Genomic DNA, 19,466 nt, shown 5'->3' on the forward strand with positions numbered 1-19,466 from the left:
ATACACATTTGGGATTATCCTTTTGGCAATCCCTGCACGTCTTCATTATTTACTCTTTTGGTTTTCTGCTGGTTGAATAACCCGCCAAATTCCCAGTTAACAGTAAGCTTAACAGCCCTGTTATAATACCTGTTTTGCAGGGCGTAATAAAACTGCTGTGTCTCAATTACCCGGGTTTGTGGTATATAGCTTGAAAAGGGGTTGGTTAGTGCAAGCGTAAGGGAAATCTTTTTTGCCGGAAATTCTTTTTTGCATGCAATGCTGTAATAATAAATAAAGGATTCAGAACCCTGTAGCATTATTTTGCGGGTATTAATTTCCCCAAAGGCCTGAATGGAAAAACTATTGGGAAGTTTGAAGGTAGTATTGAGATTAATGTGTGTTGCCCAGCCTTTGCTTAAAATCTGCAATGCATCGCTGCTGTAATCGAGGTATTCAAGGTTCAGGTTCCCGTTGGTGCTCCACCAATCGGTTAGGGTAGCCATTGCCGAAAGGTTTAAGCCGTATGTTTTATTGGCGGCAAGATTTTGCTTTTTGGTGGTGGCAATACCATTATTGTCTACAGCCGTAAATTCAACAATGGCGTTATTGGTTTGTTTCCAGAACAGGGCAGTATTTAAAAAGAAGGCGGATGTTGGGTAGAAACCGTATGTAAATTCAGCCTGGTGCGCTATTTCAGGTTTCAGGTCGGGATTGCCTGTTGATATATTTTTGGGATCGCTTGCATTAATATTAGGATTAAGGTCCCATATATACGGGCGGGTAAGCCTTTGTGTATAGCTTAATGAAAATGTTTGATTGTCATTTATTTTTTTTGATACCGTTGCCGAAGGAATAAGATTGGTGAAATGATTATCAAACTTTGTTGCCGCCCGCTCAATATCACCATTAAAAGAAGTCAGTTCCAGGCGTGCGCCTGCTTCTGCATACCAGTTCTTTTTAAGGTTTGCTTTCAGCATACTATAGCCTGCCCAAACATCCTGGCTGTATGTAAAAACATCAGAACGGGAAGGCACGGGTTCTAATGCTTCCTGGTTTTCCGCGGCGGTAACATTATAACGGCTTGAGGCATTCCTGATGATCATTTTTAAGCCGCTCTCCAAAGTAAATATGCCATTATTTGAAAATGGATGGAGATAATCGGCCTGCACTGTCCATTCGCGGCTTTTAGCTAAATTATTATTTAACTCCTGGTACAACCGGATACCGTGGTTGTCATGCTGTAACATGTGATAAGGATCACGGCTTTTATTGGGAGAAAATTGCGCCAGCAATGTTATTTCCTGTCCCGGCTTTTTAAATTTTTTGCTATAGGCAAGATTCAGATCAGCTCCAACATATTTTTCTGCGGCATCCGTAGTTTGTTTATACTGTTCAGTAATAGTACCGCCGGGCTGGCGCACTGTGGTAAGTATATTATTGTCCTGTGGCCAATTGCCAAACCAAACATTTGCACCAAAACTTATTTCGGTAGAAGAATCTGCAGTATAGGTTACTGCAATATCTCCTGAGCCATGCGGCGCGGCGTTATCACTGTTCATTTCCTGCTCCAGCAACAGTGAGGGTGAGCCGTTGTTGTATTGTATGCGGTTTGCAGCATAGGCTTCTTTACGTCTTAGCCTATGCAGGTGACCATGCACACTCGTGCTCCATTTGTTGCTGTTAACGGCAATGCGTGGATTAAAAACCTGCTCAAGATTGCTTGCACCCAATTCCAGTGCGCCGCTCACGCTCTGCCTGCTTTTTTTTGTAATGATGTTTATTACACCTGCCGCGCCTTCTGCATCATATTTTGCAGAAGGGGTTGTAATTACTTCCACTGATTTAATAATATTGGCTGGCATCATATTCAATGCATCAGCCGGGCTGCGGGCTATCTGCCCTGAGTATTTACCATCAATAAGTATTTTTAAATTACGGCTGCCGCGAAGGCTGACATTACCCTGCGCGTCTACATTTAAAACAGGGGCTTTACGCAATACATCTGCAGCGGTTCCTCCTTTAACAGACAGATCGTTTTCTGCATTATAAATGAGCATGCCAGGGCGTAACTCGATAAGTTTTTTTCTTCCGGTAACGGTTATTTCCTGCAGGCTTTTGGCAGATTTTGTCAAAAGAATGTTACCTGCTGAAAATGAATTACCTGTTGTATTAAGATTGATATCAACATGGCGTGTATCATAGCCTACGGATGTTATTTCTAAAATATATATGCCTGCCTGCTGTACCTGTATGCTGAAGTTGCCTTCCTCACCTGAATAAGCTGAGCTTACAGCAGAATCCTGTTTCAATAATGTGATGGTAGCATACATGACCGGGCTGTGAGTAGCAGAATCTGTAATTTTCCCTGTAATGAAAATACCAGCCCGGTTGCCGGATTGCGCCATTAACAACGGTAGGGTAAATAATAGACAGATAACGATCAGGGCGAGCTTAAAACACATCCGCATGATATCAATTTTTAAGTGTCATAGTAAAGCAATATTCAAAGCAACCGTATTAAACTAACCACGGCAAATAAAATATAGCAATAACATGAATTATTGAGCTATTACATGAATCCGGCGCGAAGTTGAGGGTTAAATCTGAAAAATGTATATCATATCGGGAAATAGGGTTACGAAAAAGGGAACTTGTGGTTGGGGTGAGGTATCAGCTGTCAGCAATCACTTGTCAGCCGTTAGCGGTGTAAAGGCCGCAATGAATTAAAGCAGTGGTTGAAATTACTCAATCTCTCTCTTGGTATTGCCACCGTATGGTCAGATTTTAAGTGCTATGGGCTATCAGCCGTCAACTCATAGCCCGTAGCTGACCGCTATCCCCAAAATCATCTATACTTTCAGTCTGTTATTTAAATATCTTTACCCGGTTACAACTGCCAGCATTCATCTAAATAAACATAAGGCTTCATGATCTGCAAATTGAAATATATTGTTTTGGTATCATTGGTATTATTTATTGCCCCGGCATTTGCACAGGTTGCAGGTAATGCAATGGCTGTAAAAAATACCATAGCCGTTGATCCTTCTGATGCTAAAGAAAAAATTATTCTTAAAGCCGCGCATGTAGTGCCAACGCCCAATCAATATGCAGCGCTTCGTAATGAGTTTATCGCTTTTATCCATTTTGGTCCCAATACATTTACAAGAATGGAGTGGGGTAGTGGCATGGAAGACCCTAAGATATTTGATTTAAAAGAGCTGCATACCGATCAGTGGTGCGAAGCCATGAAAGCTGCCGGTATGAAGATGGTGATCATCACTGCCAAACATCATGATGGTTTTGTATTGTGGCAGAGCCGCTATACAAAGCACGGCATTATGTCTACCGGTTATAAAGATGGCAAAGGAGATATATTCAGGGAACTGGTGAACTCCTGCAAAAAATACGGTTTAAAGGTTGGTATATATTTATCGCCTGCTGATTTGTACCAGATAGAAAGTCCCGATGGCTTATATGGTAATCTCAGTAAGTATACCAAAAGAACCATTCCCCGCGCAGTGCCGGGTAGGCCATTTGCCAATAAAAAAACATTTACTGCGGAGGTGGATGATTACAATGAATATTTTATGAACCAGTTGTTTGAGCTGCTGACGGAATACGGACCGATAGACGAAGTTTGGTTTGATGGCGCTCATCCTAAAACCAAAGGCGGACAGAAATATAATTACATCGCATGGAAAAAACTCATCAATACATTAGCGCCCCGTGCAGTAATTTTTGGTAAGCAGGATATACGCTGGTGTGGCAATGAGGCGGGCAGAACAAGAGATACGGAATGGAATATCATTCCTTACCCCGAAGATCCCGGCCTGATGAACAGCTTTCCCGACCTCACAGATGCTTCACTTGGCAGCAGGGAAGATTTATACAAAGCAAAGTTTTTGCATTACCAGCAGGCAGAAACCAATACTTCTATACGGGAAGGCTGGTTTTACAGGGATGATGAACGCCAGCAGGTAAGAAGCGCTGATGATGTATTTGATATTTACGAGCGTGCGGTTGGCGGCAATTCTACTTTTTTATTGAATATTCCGCCCAACAGGGAAGGGAAGTTTTCTTCAACAGATCATGACGTGTTGATAGAAGTGGGAAAACGCATTAAAGAAACTTACGGCAATAATCTTTTTAAAAATGCCAAAGGCCCGCAACAGGTGCTGAATGATAATGTGCAGGATTTTATTTTGATTGATAAAAACAAACCTGAAATCATTATCAGTACAGCAAAACCGGTAACCATCAACAGGATAATGCTGCAGGAAGCTGTGGCAACGCATAGTGAGCGTGTAGAGCAACACGCTGTAGATGCATGGATTGATGGTGCCTGGAAGCAGGTGGCTGAAGCAACCAATATTGGTTATAAAAGAATTTTAAGGTTCCCGGAAGTAACTTCAGACAGGTTCAGGATACGCATTCTGCAATCAAGATACACACCTGCCATAAGTAATGTTGCCGCTTTTTATTATAAGACGCGTCCGCCGCAGTTGCAGTTTACCAGGAGCATACACGGGCAGATAACTATAGAGCCAAAATTGCAGGCTTTTGCATGGAACCCTAATGGTGAAAACGCGGCAAAGAATATCAATACAGGGTATACAATTTTTTATACGGTTGATGGAAGTGAGCCAATGCGGTCTTCAACAAAATTTACAGCGCCATTCAGTATAGAAAAAGGTATAGTTAAGGCCGTTGCCTATAATAATGGAGAAAAAGGCCCGGTTGCTGAAAGAACTTTTGGTATAGTAAAGCAAAACTGGAAATTGATAGATAGTGATGGTGAAACCGCAAGACATAAAGCTGTTTTTGCGTTTGATGAAAATGCAAGAACGTACTGGCAATCTGCTGACGGCGGTGCGGAGCATTTTATTACTATTGACCTGGGAAAAGAATATACGCTCAAAGCATTTGCATACACACCGCAGATACAATCTCCCAATGGATTACTGGCAAAAGGTATTATTAAGATCAGTGCCGACGGGCAAAACTGGAAGGATACGGAAAGTTTTGAATTCGGAAACCTTATTAATGATCCGGTAACACGTACCCATTATTTTGCATCGCCTGTGCAAACCCGTTATATCCGGGTGGCATCAACGGCTTTAACCGGCGATGGAAAAAATCTGACGATCGCTGAGCTGGACTTTTTTGAATAAAAATTTTAGATAAGAAATATTGCAGGATGAAGTATAAAAATCTAAGCTTTTATGCTATAACTATCATTGTATTCTCGCTGATTATATATTTTGTAATAGACCGGGGTATTAGGTTAGAAACGGAAAAGGTAACTAATTTTGTACCGCTGATATCGGCTTCCACATGGGATCAGTTTGCTAATACATTTATGGAAAATGTAAAGCATCCGCTTGCCATATTGCTGCTGCAGGTTATTACCATAATTCTTGTAGCACGAATATTCGGCTGGTTTTGTAAAAAAATAAGACAACCTACGGTGATAGGAGAAATAGCAGCAGGTGTATTCCTGGGCCCTTCATTTGTAGGTATGTATTTCCCTGAATTTTCTTCTTTTTTGTTTCCTGCAAAATCGCTTGGTAATCTTCAGTTCCTCAGCCAGATAGGTTTGATACTGTTTATGTTTGTAATAGGCATGGAACTAGATCTGAAAGTATTGAAAAATAAGGCAAAGGATGCTGTAGTGATCAGTCACGCCAGTATCATTTTTCCTTTTGCTTTAGGTATAACGCTTGCGTATTTCGTGTATGCCAATTTTGCCCCCGACAATGTGAAGTTTCTTTCTTTCTCATTATTTATGGGTATAGCCATGAGCATTACCGCTTTTCCTGTATTAGCAAGAATAGTGCAGGAGCGGGGGCTTACCAAAACACGGTTGGGCACTATTGCCATTACATGCGCCGCCGCAGATGATATTACAGCCTGGTGTTTACTGGCGGCAGTGATTGCTGTTGTAAAAGCAGGAACAGTGCTGAGTGCCTTATATACTATCCTTATGGCAGTGGTATATGTGGTAATAATGCTGAAAATAGTACAGCCTTTTTTTAAAAGAGTGGGTGATAAATATGCAGATAAAGAATCTTTCAGTAAACCGATAGTGGCCATATTTTTTGTAACACTTGTAATCTCTTCTTACGCTACTGAAGTAATAGGCATACATGCATTATTCGGTGCTTTTATGGCAGGTGTTATTATGCCGGCTAACACCAGGTTCAGAAGTATATTTATTGAAAAAGTAGAAGATGTTTCTGTTGTGTTGTTGTTACCATTATTCTTTGTGTTTACAGGTTTAAGAACACAAATTGGTTTGTTGAATGAGCCGTATTTGTGGAAGATATGCTTATTGATTATAGGAGTGGCGGTGGCTGGTAAATTCCTGGGAAGCGCAATTGCTGCAAAATTTGTTGGTCAGAGCTGGAGGGACAGCCTGTTGATTGGCGCATTAATGAATACCCGTGGGCTTATGGAACTGGTGGTGCTTAACATCGGTTACGATCTTGGCGTACTGAGTCCCGAAATATTTGCAATGCTTGTGCTTATGGCGCTCGCAACAACATTTATGACAGGCCCGGCGCTTGATATTATAAATAAATTTTTACCGGAGAAAAAAGAAGCTCTTGTTACATCCTTGCAGTTAAGCAGTTATAATATACTTATTGCATTTAGCAGTCCAATAAAAGGCGTGGCATTATTGCGGCTTGCAAATGCATTTGTAAAAAGGTCTGTTGGAGTATCAAGTGTTACAATGCTGCATCTTTCGCCAAGCAATGATCTTAATCAATACAACGAAGCAGAGTATGAAAAAGAAAGTTTTGAGCCTGTAAATCAGGAAGCGGGTATATTGAACCAGCCTGTTATTACCATGTTTCGTCCATCTGCCGCAGTGGAAAGCGATATTATAGAAATATCGCAGGAGGGAAATTTTGATATGCTGCTTATTGGTATGGGTAATTCTGTGTTTGAAGGTACTTTGCTTGGACGTGTGCTCGGGTTTACCAATAAAATTATTAATCCGGAAAAACTTTTTGATACTATAACAGGAAAAGAAAGTTTTTTTGATAATTCATTTTTTGATGATCGTGTAAAAAATATTATCAGATCATCAAAAATTCCGCTGGGAATATTTATTGATAAAGACATAGAGAAGGTTGAAAATGTTTTTCTTCCTGTATTTTCAATAAGTGATAGTTTTCTGTTGATCTACGCGCAAAAACTGATTCATAACAGCAATGCCACGATAATTATACTTGATGCTATCGGTGTAATCGATCAAAATCCTGAAATGAGGGAAACTATACAGATGATTGAAAAAATTGCACCGCAGCAAATCATATTACACAATGACCGACGCATGGAAAAAGAATTTCTGCAAAAACAGGACCTGATGCTGATCAGTCTTGACAGTTGGAACAAGGCCGTGGAAACCCAAAGTGTGTGGCTGTCGAATGTGCCTTCGGTATTGATAGTAAAGCCGTAGTCAGCAGCTTATGTTGCTTATTTTTAAATCCTGAAAATAGCAGCGAAGTATAGTAAAGTTCGCTAAGGATTGCTTTTTCGAACCCTGTCTTACATCTCTCCTGCGTTGGAGTGACAGACTGGGGTGTATACGTTCCGCAATATTACGGACTGTATTAAGTATAACGAACAACTTGTATCTGGTGAGCAGCAGCGGTATTGTTTTTATGTATATGTGCTTAACGATAGCATATCATTAAAGCAGGATATTTCAGGCAGGGAGTTACGTAATATTATCAGGGAATATGTCATTGCGGATGGTTCACTTATGGGTGAGTATGAAGAAATGAATGTAATGGTTTAATATTGCATTTTACTATAGCATTTTAATTCTTATCTGCTTTGAAAAGATATAGCTCAGCAATTTCTTTTTTTATATTTATCACCTGTTTTGCACAACGCTTATATGCGCAGTTTAACGACAGTGTGCATTATTACAGCAAATATGCTACAACCGGTATCATCAATAAAACCAATCAAAACAGGTCTTTTGTATTGAATAATGTTTTTGCTTTTAGTGTTAATAAAAAAGAAATTGCACTGAACAGCTCCGCATCCTGGATGTATGGCAAGCAGAACGGCAGCTTAACCAATAACGATTTTACAACCGGATTAAATGTGGATTTACACAAGAATACCCGAAAATTATATTACTGGGGGTTGGTAAATCTTACTTCAAGCTATTCTTTAAATATCAGGCACCAGTTCCAGGGAGGAGGGGGAATAGGTTATAATTTTGTGAACAAACCCAATATAGAGGTTGTTGTAAGTGACGGACTGTTATATGAACGAAGCAGCCTGAAAATAGATTCGGTTACCAATGAAAATTACCAGACCATCAGGAATTCTTTAAGACTACGGCATCGCTGGGTGATCAATAATATCATTACCTGGGATGGAATGCATTTCTGGCAGCCTTCCTTGCTTAAGTTTGATGATTATATTATCCGGTCAACCAGTAATATTTCCATCAGGCTTAAAAAATGGTTGAGCTTTACTTCTTCTCTTACTTACAACAAAGTATCCCGCACTAACCGCGAGAATTTATTGTTGAGTTTTGGTATTACCGCTGAAACTTATTTTTAGGGAGGGAGGTGGAAGGTTGAGGGTTAGAGGTGGAACATTTATCGTTTGTCTTTTGACGGGGTGCAATTCAAATTGGCCAGCAGGTGCGCCTGCAAAACAAGGGATATACACCAACTCACCTAACAAATATCCCGATATCAGGGAAGACAGCCTGTAATAGCGTTTTCTTAAAACCTTAGTAACACATTGCTAATAATTGTACAACCTTATTAGCTTATAACCGCAGCCGGTTAAAGTTAAATCTGACAGTTATTGAAACGAGATGCAATAATGTAATAAGGTTGAGCTAAGTTTCACGTTTCGTTACTAAGGTCATAAGGTTCGATTTTTGTAAAGGAATATTGTATGATTTGAAATATGCTGAGGATTGTACATATAAAACGAATTTGCTGCACAATAGCATGGTAACCAGAGCGTGCATCAGAGTGTATATATAATTTTCGCGTATTGGGCAATCATGTGCAGATGCCTCGTGCCTCGGCATGACAAACCGCAGTGCTGTGTTTGACGTTAGTGCTATTGTTGAACATTGCTACTAATGTTCAATATACATTCTTCCGCCTGTCATGCCGAGGCATCTACTTTAGCTGTAGTACCTACATACGAAAAACTGAAATGCACCCGTTTAACGTTTATCGTTTCCCGTCTCTCTATTAACATTATCTTCGCGCAGGTTTTAAGCATACTCCTCTAACTTTGGTCAACTAATGATTGCCTGTTCGTAAATTCCATGTATCAGCTTAAAGTGTTACTTCATGAAACAACTGTTTTTGTTAATGTCTTTATTGTTTTTCCTGCAAGGTTACTCCCAGCAGAAATTTACCATCAGCGGCTCAGTAAAGTCAAAAAACACAGGAGAAACTATTATCGGCGCCAGCGTGAGGAGCGGCAATGCAGGCACGATCAGTAATGAGTACGGATTTTATTCCTTAACGCTTCCAGCCGGCGAACATACTGTTGAAGTGTCTGCCGTAGGATTGGCCTTTTACACAAACAACATCAGCCTGAACAAAGATATTACACTAAATATCTTATTGGAAGATGAATCCAAAACGCTGGACAATGTTACCATTACCGCATCTTCCAAAAGCAGGAGTTTAAGCAGTCCGCAAATGGGCATAGAAAGATTAACCACCAAAGAAATAAAAAATATACCTGTATTGCTTGGTGAAAGGGATGTGCTCAAAACCGTACAATTATTACCCGGCATAAAATCTGCCGGAGATGGCAACAGCGGCTTTTTTGTAAGAGGCGGCGCGGCTGATCAGAATCTTATATTGCTGGATGAAGCAACCGTGTATAACGCATCGCACCTGCTGGGTTTTTTCTCCACCTTTAATTCAGATGCTATAAAAGATGTGACGGTATATAAAGGCGGTATGCCTGCACAATATGGCGGAAGATTATCTTCAGTTTTAGATATTAAAATGAATGATGGCAATAACCAGGATTATAATGTAAGCGGAGGTATCGGGCTCATCTCCGCTAAATTGAATGTTGAAGGACCTATTCAAAAAGATAAATCTTCTTTTTTAGTTACAGCGCGGCGAACCTATGCAGATATGTTTCTTAAGCTGTCCAAAGATTCATCGCTCAACCGTAATACTTTATATTTCTACGACATCAATGCCAAGCTGAATTATAATTTTGGTGATAAGGACCGGCTCTATGTTTCAGGATATTTTGGCAGGGATGTTCTGAAAGCCGGGGAAACATTCGGGCTGGATTGGGGAAATGCAACTGGCACGGTTCGCTGGAATCATATTTTCAGCAACAAACTTTTTTCCAATACCTCTTTAATCCTGAGCAACTACAATTATAATATCTCTATACGCAGCGGTGCCAATGATTTTAATATTTTTTCACAGATACGCGATCTTAATCTAAAGCAGGAGTTCCAATGGTATTTAACGCCGCGCAATAATCTGCGTTTCGGTTTTAATTCAGTATACCATATCATACGCCCGGGCGAAGTGGTGCCTGCCAGCGATCAATCCAGCTTTAACGCGCAGTACCTGCAAAAACGACATTCCTGGGAGAACGGTATTTACGCAACCAATACCTGGAAGGCAACTGATAAAATGAATATTACTTACGGCATAAGATTAACCACTTTTAGCGTATTAGGAAAAGGAGATTTTTTTGCGTTTGATATGGATGGAAATATAACTGATACCATGCATTATACTGCCGGGCAGTTTGTAAAAACATATATAAACCCTGAGCCAAGGCTGGCAGTAAGCTACCAGTTAAACAGCACATCATCCGTTAAAGCTTCGTATGTGCGCAATGTGCAAAACCTGCATTTGCTGTCTAATTCCACCACTGCAAGTCCAACAGATAAATGGGTGGCAAGTACCAATGTTATCAGGCCCGAAATTGCTGACCAGTTTGCTGTAGGCTATTATAAAAATTTGTGGGATAATAATTATGAGCTTACAGTAGAAGCATATTATAAAGACATGCAGAACCAGATAGATTACCGTGATGGTGCGGATATATTTATTAATTCGGACGCGGTAGAAGCGCAACTGCTTTTTGGTAAAGGCCGCGCTTACGGACTGGAATGGCAGTTCAAAAAGAAAGCAGGAAAATTTACCGGGTGGTTAAGCTATACGTTGTCTAAAACAGAAAAGCTGATCAACGGCATCAATAACAATAAATGGTATAATGCAAAACAAGACAGAACGCATGATCTTGCACTGGTGGTAGCATATCAATTGAGTAAGAAGTGGTCAGTGTCTGCCAACTGGGTGTATTATACCGGCAACGCCGTTACATTTCCGGCAGGCAAATACAGGGTAGATGACCAGGTAGTATTTTATTATACCGAGCGCAATGGTTACAGGATGCCCTCTTATCACCGGCTTGATGTTGGCGCTACCTGGATTTTAAAGCAGCGCAAAAGATTTTCATCAGAGCTTACCTTCAGTTTATATAATGCTTACGGAAGAGAGAATGCTTATACCATTTCTTTTCGCGAAAGCAAAGAATACCCCGACAGGACAGAAGCTGTGCGACTGGCTTTATTTAAGTATATACCATCAGTATCCTATAACTTCAAATTCTGATCATTATGAGGAACAAAATATATGTGAGCTTATCGGTGTTGCTGGTTGTATGGATTACTTCCTGCGAAAAAGTAATTGACATCAACCTGGATGACGCTGAAAAGAAGTATGTGGTAGAAGCTGTTGTAACGGATGAGCCGGGATCCGCTAAAGTATTGATATCTCAAACAAAAAACTTTAGTGATGATAACCAGATTGCCGGCGTAAGCGGGGCAACAGTAACCATCAACGACGATGATGGCAATAGTACTGTGCTTGCAGAATCGTCCGCAGGCGTTTATCAATCGGCAGGCATTACAGGAGAGAGCGGAAAAACATATACACTTAAAGTAGAGGTGGATGGTAATGTATTCACCGCGTCATCTGTAATGCCTGCCAGGGTGAATATGGATACATTGTATGTGTCGGATGAATTTATATTTGGCGAGGCAAGGAAGATGGCGAACGTAGAATTTAATGACCCTACGGGTTTAGGACAGAGCTACCGGTTTGTCCTGCATGTAAACGGTGCAAAACGCGGTGGCGTGTATATCCGCAATGATGAATACACCGATGGCAATTTAACGAACGTAAGATTATTTTCGGGCGGCGATGATGATGACGATAAAGGCATTAAAACAGGTGATATGGTAAGGGTAGATATGTTGTGTATTGATGAAACCGTGTATAAATACTGGTACAGCTTTGAAACCGGTGGCGCTACCGGGGGAAGCAATACGGCTTCGCCCGCCAATCCCGTAACGAATATAAAAGGAGGAGCTTTAGGTTATTTCAGTGCACATACCGTGCAAACAAAAATGGTGAAGGTGCCGTGATGAAATAATTTGCCGAGCCACAATGCATGCATTTCTGTACCTGCAATTTTTCCGCAAGGCCGGCTTGTTTAATGTTTATTGTGTCGCCTATTCATTCTGCTTATTCAATGTCACGCCTGGACAACACGGATTGAAGCCCTGCGGGCTTTCATGCTTCTGCCAGGAAGATAAGATCGTATTGTACCAATGAGAACAATACAAAATGATAATTTCAAGTGGTTGATTTTTAAGATTGTTTTTTTTTAAAACTGGGTGTTATAACATAAATTTACGAGTTGGCCGCCATAACGTTGAGACCATGAATTTCAAAATTGCATTTAGTTTTTTTCTAGTCTTTTACTCCTTGACTGGACACGCTCAAACAAATGACCAAACCTCATTGTTAGATACTTCTTTTTCAAAGAAGATAACTGTTTCTGGATTTTGCTTGTGCCAAACAACGTTGCCTGACTTACAAAGACTAAGTAACGACTTCAAACCCATAGAAGTTGAAGAAATGGATTTAGGAAAAAAATGTATCGCACAAGACAGCCGTTTTGAAAATGGGAAAGGATATTTTTCGGCAAAATTTCCAGGCATGATTTTTCAGAAAGACCAAAGCACAGACCAAATAAGTAAAATAAGACTTACAAAAGACTTTAAAGGAAACCTGCCTGATGGTACACCAATTGACATGCATAATTTAAGGCTCAGAGATGTTTTCAATATCTACCCAAAATTGAAAGACACTTGGGGGTCACGTGGCTGCTCTGACTATTGGCATTTTGCAAACGACACTTTGTTTTTCTATGTCAAGGTTGACACAACTAAAAAGCCACAGTTCCCAATTGATGAAGCATATTATTATGATAAGCCAATTGAAGCTATAGACCTCATGGTTTCTTGTTATAGAATTTTTGAGAAAAATGAACGATACAAACAATTACTAAACGACCCAATTTTTTTCATTGACAGCGTTAATTAAACCCAAATAGGTTTCGAACACCTGTGGCGAGTCGCTCCTGCTACCCGAGTATTTTTAACAAGCTTTATTTCATGAGTTCATATGCTTGCGCTATATGGTGAACAAATCAAAACGCAAAAAACTTTTTCCGGCTTTTTAAAAGCAAAAAAGCCTAAAAATCGTCTGAAGTATTCAATATTATGGAAACGGGATTGGGATAACAGGCCGGTTTTGATCACCTGTTGTAGTTATATGAGATCCCCATGATAATTAAAAGCATTGTTCTAAAGATAAACCTGTAAAGCAGAAATGTCAATATTTGCAAGATAAACGTCCAGTCTTGTCGGATCATCAAAAATACTTAGCATCCTTATGGGACTTTCTTCAATTTCCTCCAAATCATGAAAAAGCTCAACATACATTGATGACAACCCATACAGATAAATATGGCTACCCCAGCAAAATCTTTCTGCCAATAACACTCCTTCATTTTTCAGTATAAAAAACTGCTCTTGATTGGATTTATTTTTGAAATCAGCTATAGTCATACCAGGAATTACTTTTTAGTGTTCAATACAAAATTTGTTGCTTATTTAAGCATCTTGTTTGTAATAATTACTAATGATAACTATTAAGTATATTATTGCTTTTATGTCTTGTGTTGCTAATTTTTTTAATGATCAATATCAGTAAGTTTATATATCTCTTTATATTTGAGATACTCTTTGTAGTTTTTGTTCCGTTGAAATATTACCGCACTTGCAATAATTCCGCTTAGTTTCGTCTTAACCCAAAAATTAAATACGGATTTTTCCTGGTCACGCACAAAGAATACAATGGCAGGTTGTTTATTTCTCCTGTGCAAGGCAATATCATTTGCGAGAAAGCTCTCAATCTTACCCAATAAAGTTGATCGCCCCGCATTTTTGGGGCTCATCACTTTAATCTTAAGTCCGTCATAAATAAAGTTCATTCTTCCGGCTGCAGCGTATTTATTGCCAGCCCACCAGGCGAATGCCGTATCAATTCTGCCAGCAATAATATTTATATTGGCGTATGGCATGGTTATATAACTAACAGATCTTAACATCCCCGGCGATAGCCCTATACGTAACTTAAATGAGGAAAGACTATCTCCGTAAGATTCACTATACCGGAAACTGTTAAGCCTTGTGTTGAACATGTCGAGTGATGCTTCAAGAAACAAACTGTCTTCAGCATTGTCCCTGTTTTTTACATTTGTGACAACAGCATTAACATGCTCCAGGGGAATGTTTACTTCTTTGTGCAATTTCGCTGTTGTTTCATAAACATTTATATTGCCATTTCTCAGGATAATACTGTCTATTGCAATGGGTATTTCCAGGTTATTGATCATTTCCGTAAGCATTGGTTTCCGAAGGGCCTGCTTAAGGGGCTGGGTGTTGCCTTTGACAGTATTTAGCTTCAGGTCACTGACTATGACTTTCCGGGCCCTGAAAACTGAATCTCCCGTATCAAAACCCGGAACGATCCCTTTTACCTGGCACCCCAATTGAAATTCAGTATAGCCCTTTTGCTCCCCATTTGTTTTAAACGCCGTCCCGCTGGCATCATTCGGAGTTAGTTTGAATATCTCAACGCTAAAATCCCGTGACGGGCCTTCGTAGTTGATATTAGCCGCAGAAATCACGGACTTGCCTGTTTCATATAATAACGCCGCGCTATGAAAGGACAAATAAGCAGAAATGTTGTTCCATGGTAAATTTTCTTTTGTTGAAAAAGAAATCAAATGCTCTTTGATGTTTCCGGAAATATCTTTTAGCGTAAATCTTGAATTGCTTTTCCGGGTTAACGATATGAATGCATCGTTCCAGTTCGCGGAGAGGCGTGAATTAATAGCAACACTGTTGTGGTTTTTTTTGATATTTCCTTCTGACAAAAGCATATTTACCGAAGGAATGATTAATTGCAGTTTTGCTTTTCGTATATCCGTCGAAACCAGGCTTATCCCAAATGTTTTCCAGGAGAATAAACTATTTGCCCTGCCGGACTGGCTGATGTTACATGCTTTTATATTAAGTTTAGCTTCCATCTTCGTGGAGTCCGATGCAAGACCAAAGAAAGATACTCTTGCCTTTTCTACTTCCAGTTTATCGATTGATATCTCCGGGAAAGCTTCGGGTTTCACAGCAATCCCGGCAGTTGCCGTTTGGGCGTTTTTATACGCCGGCCCGATCTTATGAATTTCGACAGAAGGCCGTTGTGCAAACAATGACACAAAATGCAGGCACGATAAATCGCTTGAATGCACCTGCAAATCCATACTTATCCCCGGAACGGAAATTTTCGCTTTCATATCATTCTTTACCATTTCAATATCCAGATTATTCACTGCCGTTTGGGACTGGGTATTTAGGGTTACGTCCCGGATATTGATCTTTACGTCTTTCCTTTTAATAGCCAGATCGCTGAATAATCCTTCAATATTACCCCAGGTAAATCCATGCTTTAGAGAGTTAATATTGTCAACGCAGATCTGTGCACCGTTTGCAACCACTCCTCCTGCTGCATCGGTATGGCTAAAACCTATTTTGTCAATGTCTATTCTGTCAAGATGAATAACAGGAAAATCTTTGGAAAGATTAGTTTGTTGCATCTTTTCTTTGCCTATACCAGTAGCTACAGACAATTCTTTTATGTGGATGGTGTTTATATCAATGATCTTATGGTTACGGTATTTATCCCAATCAAATATGCTCCAGGAAATATCTTTTCCTTTTATTGAAGTTTTTTTGCCATGCGTTAAATCTAATCTTGATAGCCGGTTATATCTTCTTTCTCCTTCAAATAAATAACCGGCAGCGTTAAGGTGTATTGTAGAAGATTTAACTGTTATTTTACCTATCGACAGCTTTGGTAATGACCTTTTTATATCTATTAGGGAGTCACTTGAAAAAAAGCGCTCCGGAAGAATAAGGCTGTTGATTTTTTTTACATGAATATTTGCGACGGACGTACCAGTTGACTGAAAATTAAAACTTCCATTAATTATATAGAGTTGTTTAACAAATAACAGTTCATTTAATCCATGCAGAGCGTGATATAATTTGTGATCACCCTCGTTGTATTTAGAGTGATTATGTTTTCTTTTACTCTTTTTTATTTTAAAATCAATCTGAGGTTCATACAATTCTGCTAAAGATGCATTTAGTTTTTTTTCAAGAAGATCATCGATGTCGATACCGGATAATTTTAGTAAAGGAGATTTAAAAGTAAATGCCTGTGCGTTAGAATTCTTTTCTGTAGGTTCATATACAACATCTTTTAGAAATAGCGCCCTACTTTCTACAGAAAATTTTTTTATGTTGAGCCGGTACAGACTGTCTTTTGTTATAAAGCTTATGTTTTTTTGCTTAAGCGTAATGCTGTCTACTCTTATTGAGGTACTATCTTTATTAAGTATTAGATCATATACTTTAAAGTTGCTTCCTTTTGAGATAAACAAATGTTTTTTAGTATTCTTTTCAATGAGTTCAATATCTCCATCAACAATATCAACGTATTTTAAGTTTATCACATTAAATAAATGCCTGAAGGTTTCACTGATTTTATGTGTACTATCTCTTTTTTTTTCTTTTCGGGAGATCTCTAAATAGATATTTGGCTTGTAAAGCAGTAATGTATCAAGCAATAATGCTTCTTTGTCATAAAATGCAGTCAATTGTTTTGAATTGAAGAATAGTTTTTGAGCACTTATGGAAAAAATATTATGCTGTCTATCCTTCCCTCTTAACATACAGGAGTCTAATTCAAAAAACTGGTTACCTCCGGAAAAGTGCAGATTGGTAAAGCTTACTTCATGTAATCCATCTGGCAACTTCCAATGCTGGTTTAATATGGAAAGATCAATGTCATCAGACGAAAAAAATTTTTGATCACTATTATTGCCTTTCGAAAAATTTTTTACGAACAAGCTGATCCGGTTACTTCGAAAAGGATAAGGGTTATGTATATTCTCATAGTCAAATGATGCTGTATGAATACTGAATGAACGTATGTTAAGATGTGATTTTAAATTCTGAAGGATTTCAAAAACATTAGACACATGAAAGGCAGTATGTTTTCCATTTTTCCTGGTATGTTCATGTATGCTTAACTGAGGCATAGCAATGGCAATACTGTCTATTGAGAATTTCCGGTGTAACAGCATTTCACTAATGGATTGTACGGAAAGAAATATGTCAGGGATTCTCAGGTTATAATGAGCGGAAGCACTTGCGGTGTCTTTACAAATCAGGCTTGCATTGTTGATTTTTATTTGCCGCTTTAAAAGCGAAAGTTCGATTTGTGTTGCATTAAAAGTGTAAAGTCCATTTGACTCCTTGTTAACAATAAACCGAAGTGTATCTTTAAATCGTAAAACTATCGTATAATAGGATATGCCAGCTAATATTAGCAGTATCGTACAAAATATTGCTATTGAGGTTAACCATATCCTTTTTTTTCGTTCAACCGGCATATGTAAAGTTTATTTGGCCTGAGCTGCATTTAAAAATGTGTAAACATGTAATGCAACCTCCTTTCGTATTATAGGGGCTGTTCAATGAATACTTATGTAGAAATAGTATGGCTAAGTTAGCTGGCAGCAGGATGCTTTAATGGTAAACTTTTCTGGATTTTATCGCATCAACGGCTGCTTGCAAAACGTTCAGTTCGTTTATAAAAAATATTGAGTCAATAATCATTGCTGAATTAATATTCCATTTTCCTGATCCAGACAAAATACGGGAAATGAATACAGTAAGCAGCTTGTATTAATACTATCCTGGCAAAGAATTAAGCATGCAGTACTTAATTCCGTCTGCGAGGTGCTCAATTTCTTCCCTGCTCCAGGTACAACGAATGGAAAATGAAATGAGGCGCCCTATTACTTGCTGTGATTTTGGCAATGCCAGGTTTTGATAATCCTGAGGTGTTCCTGTTATTGCTATAGGTAACCTGGCGGCAGTTTTCAACTGTTTGATATGGTTCCACTGGTTAATAAAATGATACATATTAATATACCAGTAATTGAAGCCGCTCAAACCGGCTTTATCAAACTGATCTGCTGTCGCTTTAGCTTTTGGGATATCTGGCAGCAATAGATTAAGAAATGTTGCCGAATCACCGTCGGGGTCAGGTAGTTTCGAAAAAGCAATATCAGGCAGGTCTGACAGCAGATTAGTTAGTAATGATTTGTTTATTCTGTTGCGCTGAATAATTTCCGGCACACGTCTTGTTTGTGCTGTTCCGATAGCTGCATGTAATTCGCTGATGCGGTAGTTAAACCCTATAACCGGATGTTGTTCCATGCCGCGGTTATTACCTTTATGATCATGCCCGTGATCACAGTAAGCATCTGCCAGTTTATAAATTTTTTCTTCGTTGGTTACTAATACACCCCCTTCGCCCGCAGTAGCTATTTTAAAGAAGTCGAAAGAATAGCAGCCTGCTTTTCCGAATAACCCTACTGATATGCCTTTGTATGATGCACCAAAAGCCTGACCTGCATCTTCAACCAGGATCAGGTTATGCTTTTGTATCAGTGGCATAATGCTGACCATATCAGCCATGCCTCCGCACATATGCACCAAACAAACTGCTTTGGTGCGGGGAGATAAAGCTTTTTCAATTCCTGCAGCACTAAGACAGAGTGTCTCATCTATTTCTGCAAAAACGGGCAATGCGCCGGCCAGTAAAACTGCTTCTATCGTTGCCACATAAGTAAAAGGTGGTACTATAACCTCATCTCCGGCTCCTATTCCACATGAAGCCAATGCTGCTGAAACTGCGGCAGAACCGCTGCTGACGGCATGGGCATAACGGGCGCCTGTTAAATTTTTAACCTCTGCTTCAAACGCTTTGGCTTTCCAGATACCTGCGCGCAATTGATCGTGGTTGTATCTGAACAGGATACCTGTACGCATCACATCATCAATTTCCTTTTGCTCTTCTTTACCAAACAATTCAGTTCCGGGCATATAATAATATTTTATTAAATAATAACACGGTTCTTGCTGCTGACGAACGCCTGCCTGCTTAAAG

General features: G+C 39.4%; 11 protein-coding genes. 7 read left to right on the plus strand and 4 right to left on the minus strand.

Annotated elements, in window-relative coordinates:
- Nucleotides 1–14: 14 nt before the first annotated feature.
- Nucleotides 15–2,450 carry an outer membrane beta-barrel family protein gene (locus DC498_RS06220; RefSeq protein WP_116873286.1) on the minus strand — a complete coding sequence of 812 codons (2,436 nt, stop codon included), beginning with the start codon at nucleotides 2,448–2,450 and terminating at the stop codon, nucleotides 15–17.
- 459 nt (nucleotides 2,451–2,909) lie between these two features.
- Here DC498_RS06220 and DC498_RS06225 point away from each other — a divergent pair, with 459 nt between their 5' ends.
- The 7 genes from DC498_RS06225 (at nucleotide 2,910) to DC498_RS06255 (ending at nucleotide 13,421) form a co-directional block, all read left to right on the plus strand.
- Nucleotides 2,910–5,153 (plus strand): alpha-L-fucosidase, encoded by a 2,244-nt coding sequence (locus DC498_RS06225; protein ID WP_240627888.1) that lies wholly within the window; start codon nucleotides 2,910–2,912, stop codon nucleotides 5,151–5,153.
- Nucleotides 5,154–5,179: 26 nt separating this feature from the next.
- Nucleotides 5,180–7,447: a cation:proton antiporter gene (locus DC498_RS06230; RefSeq protein ID WP_116873288.1), complete on the plus strand. Its 2,268-nt coding sequence runs from the start codon at nucleotides 5,180–5,182 to the stop codon at nucleotides 7,445–7,447.
- A gap of 213 nt (nucleotides 7,448–7,660) precedes the next feature.
- The gene (locus DC498_RS26625) at nucleotides 7,661–7,789 is read left to right on the plus strand and encodes a hypothetical protein (RefSeq protein ID WP_255415829.1); all 129 of its coding nucleotides are present in this window, start codon (nucleotides 7,661–7,663) and stop codon (nucleotides 7,787–7,789) included.
- 38 nt (nucleotides 7,790–7,827) lie between these two features.
- Nucleotides 7,828–8,571 (plus strand): DUF481 domain-containing protein, encoded by a 744-nt coding sequence (locus DC498_RS06240; RefSeq protein ID WP_240627889.1) that lies wholly within the window; start codon nucleotides 7,828–7,830, stop codon nucleotides 8,569–8,571.
- A 755-nt stretch (nucleotides 8,572–9,326) separates the two neighbouring features.
- Nucleotides 9,327–11,642, plus strand: coding sequence for a TonB-dependent receptor (locus DC498_RS06245; protein ID WP_116873290.1), 2,316 nt, complete (start codon nucleotides 9,327–9,329; stop codon nucleotides 11,640–11,642).
- Nucleotides 11,643–11,647: 5 nt separating this feature from the next.
- Nucleotides 11,648–12,457: a DUF4249 domain-containing protein gene (locus tag DC498_RS06250; protein ID WP_116873291.1), complete on the plus strand. Its 810-nt coding sequence runs from the start codon at nucleotides 11,648–11,650 to the stop codon at nucleotides 12,455–12,457.
- Nucleotides 12,458–12,755: 298 nt separating this feature from the next.
- Entirely contained in the window at nucleotides 12,756–13,421 is a 666-nt protein-coding gene (locus DC498_RS06255; RefSeq protein WP_116873292.1) for a hypothetical protein, read from the plus strand.
- A gap of 263 nt (nucleotides 13,422–13,684) precedes the next feature.
- On the opposite strand, the gene DC498_RS06260 is transcribed toward DC498_RS06255, so the two are convergent.
- The 3 genes from DC498_RS06260 to DC498_RS06270 form a co-directional block, all read right to left on the minus strand.
- A complete protein-coding gene (locus tag DC498_RS06260) occupies nucleotides 13,685–13,948 on the minus strand; it encodes a hypothetical protein (protein WP_116873293.1) in 264 nt (87 codons plus the stop codon).
- A gap of 125 nt (nucleotides 13,949–14,073) precedes the next feature.
- On the minus strand, nucleotides 14,074–17,901 hold the full coding sequence (locus tag DC498_RS06265) for a hypothetical protein (RefSeq protein WP_116873294.1): 3,828 nt from the start codon (nucleotides 17,899–17,901) through the stop codon (nucleotides 14,074–14,076).
- A 301-nt stretch (nucleotides 17,902–18,202) separates the two neighbouring features.
- A complete protein-coding gene (locus DC498_RS06270) occupies nucleotides 18,203–19,402 on the minus strand; it encodes a DegT/DnrJ/EryC1/StrS family aminotransferase (RefSeq protein ID WP_116873295.1) in 1,200 nt (399 codons plus the stop codon).
- Between the last annotated feature and the right edge of the window lie 64 nt (nucleotides 19,403–19,466).

The sequence above is a fragment of the Terrimonas sp. genome (assembly GCF_003075435.1).
Lineage (GTDB): Bacteria > Bacteroidota > Bacteroidia > Chitinophagales > Chitinophagaceae > Agriterribacter.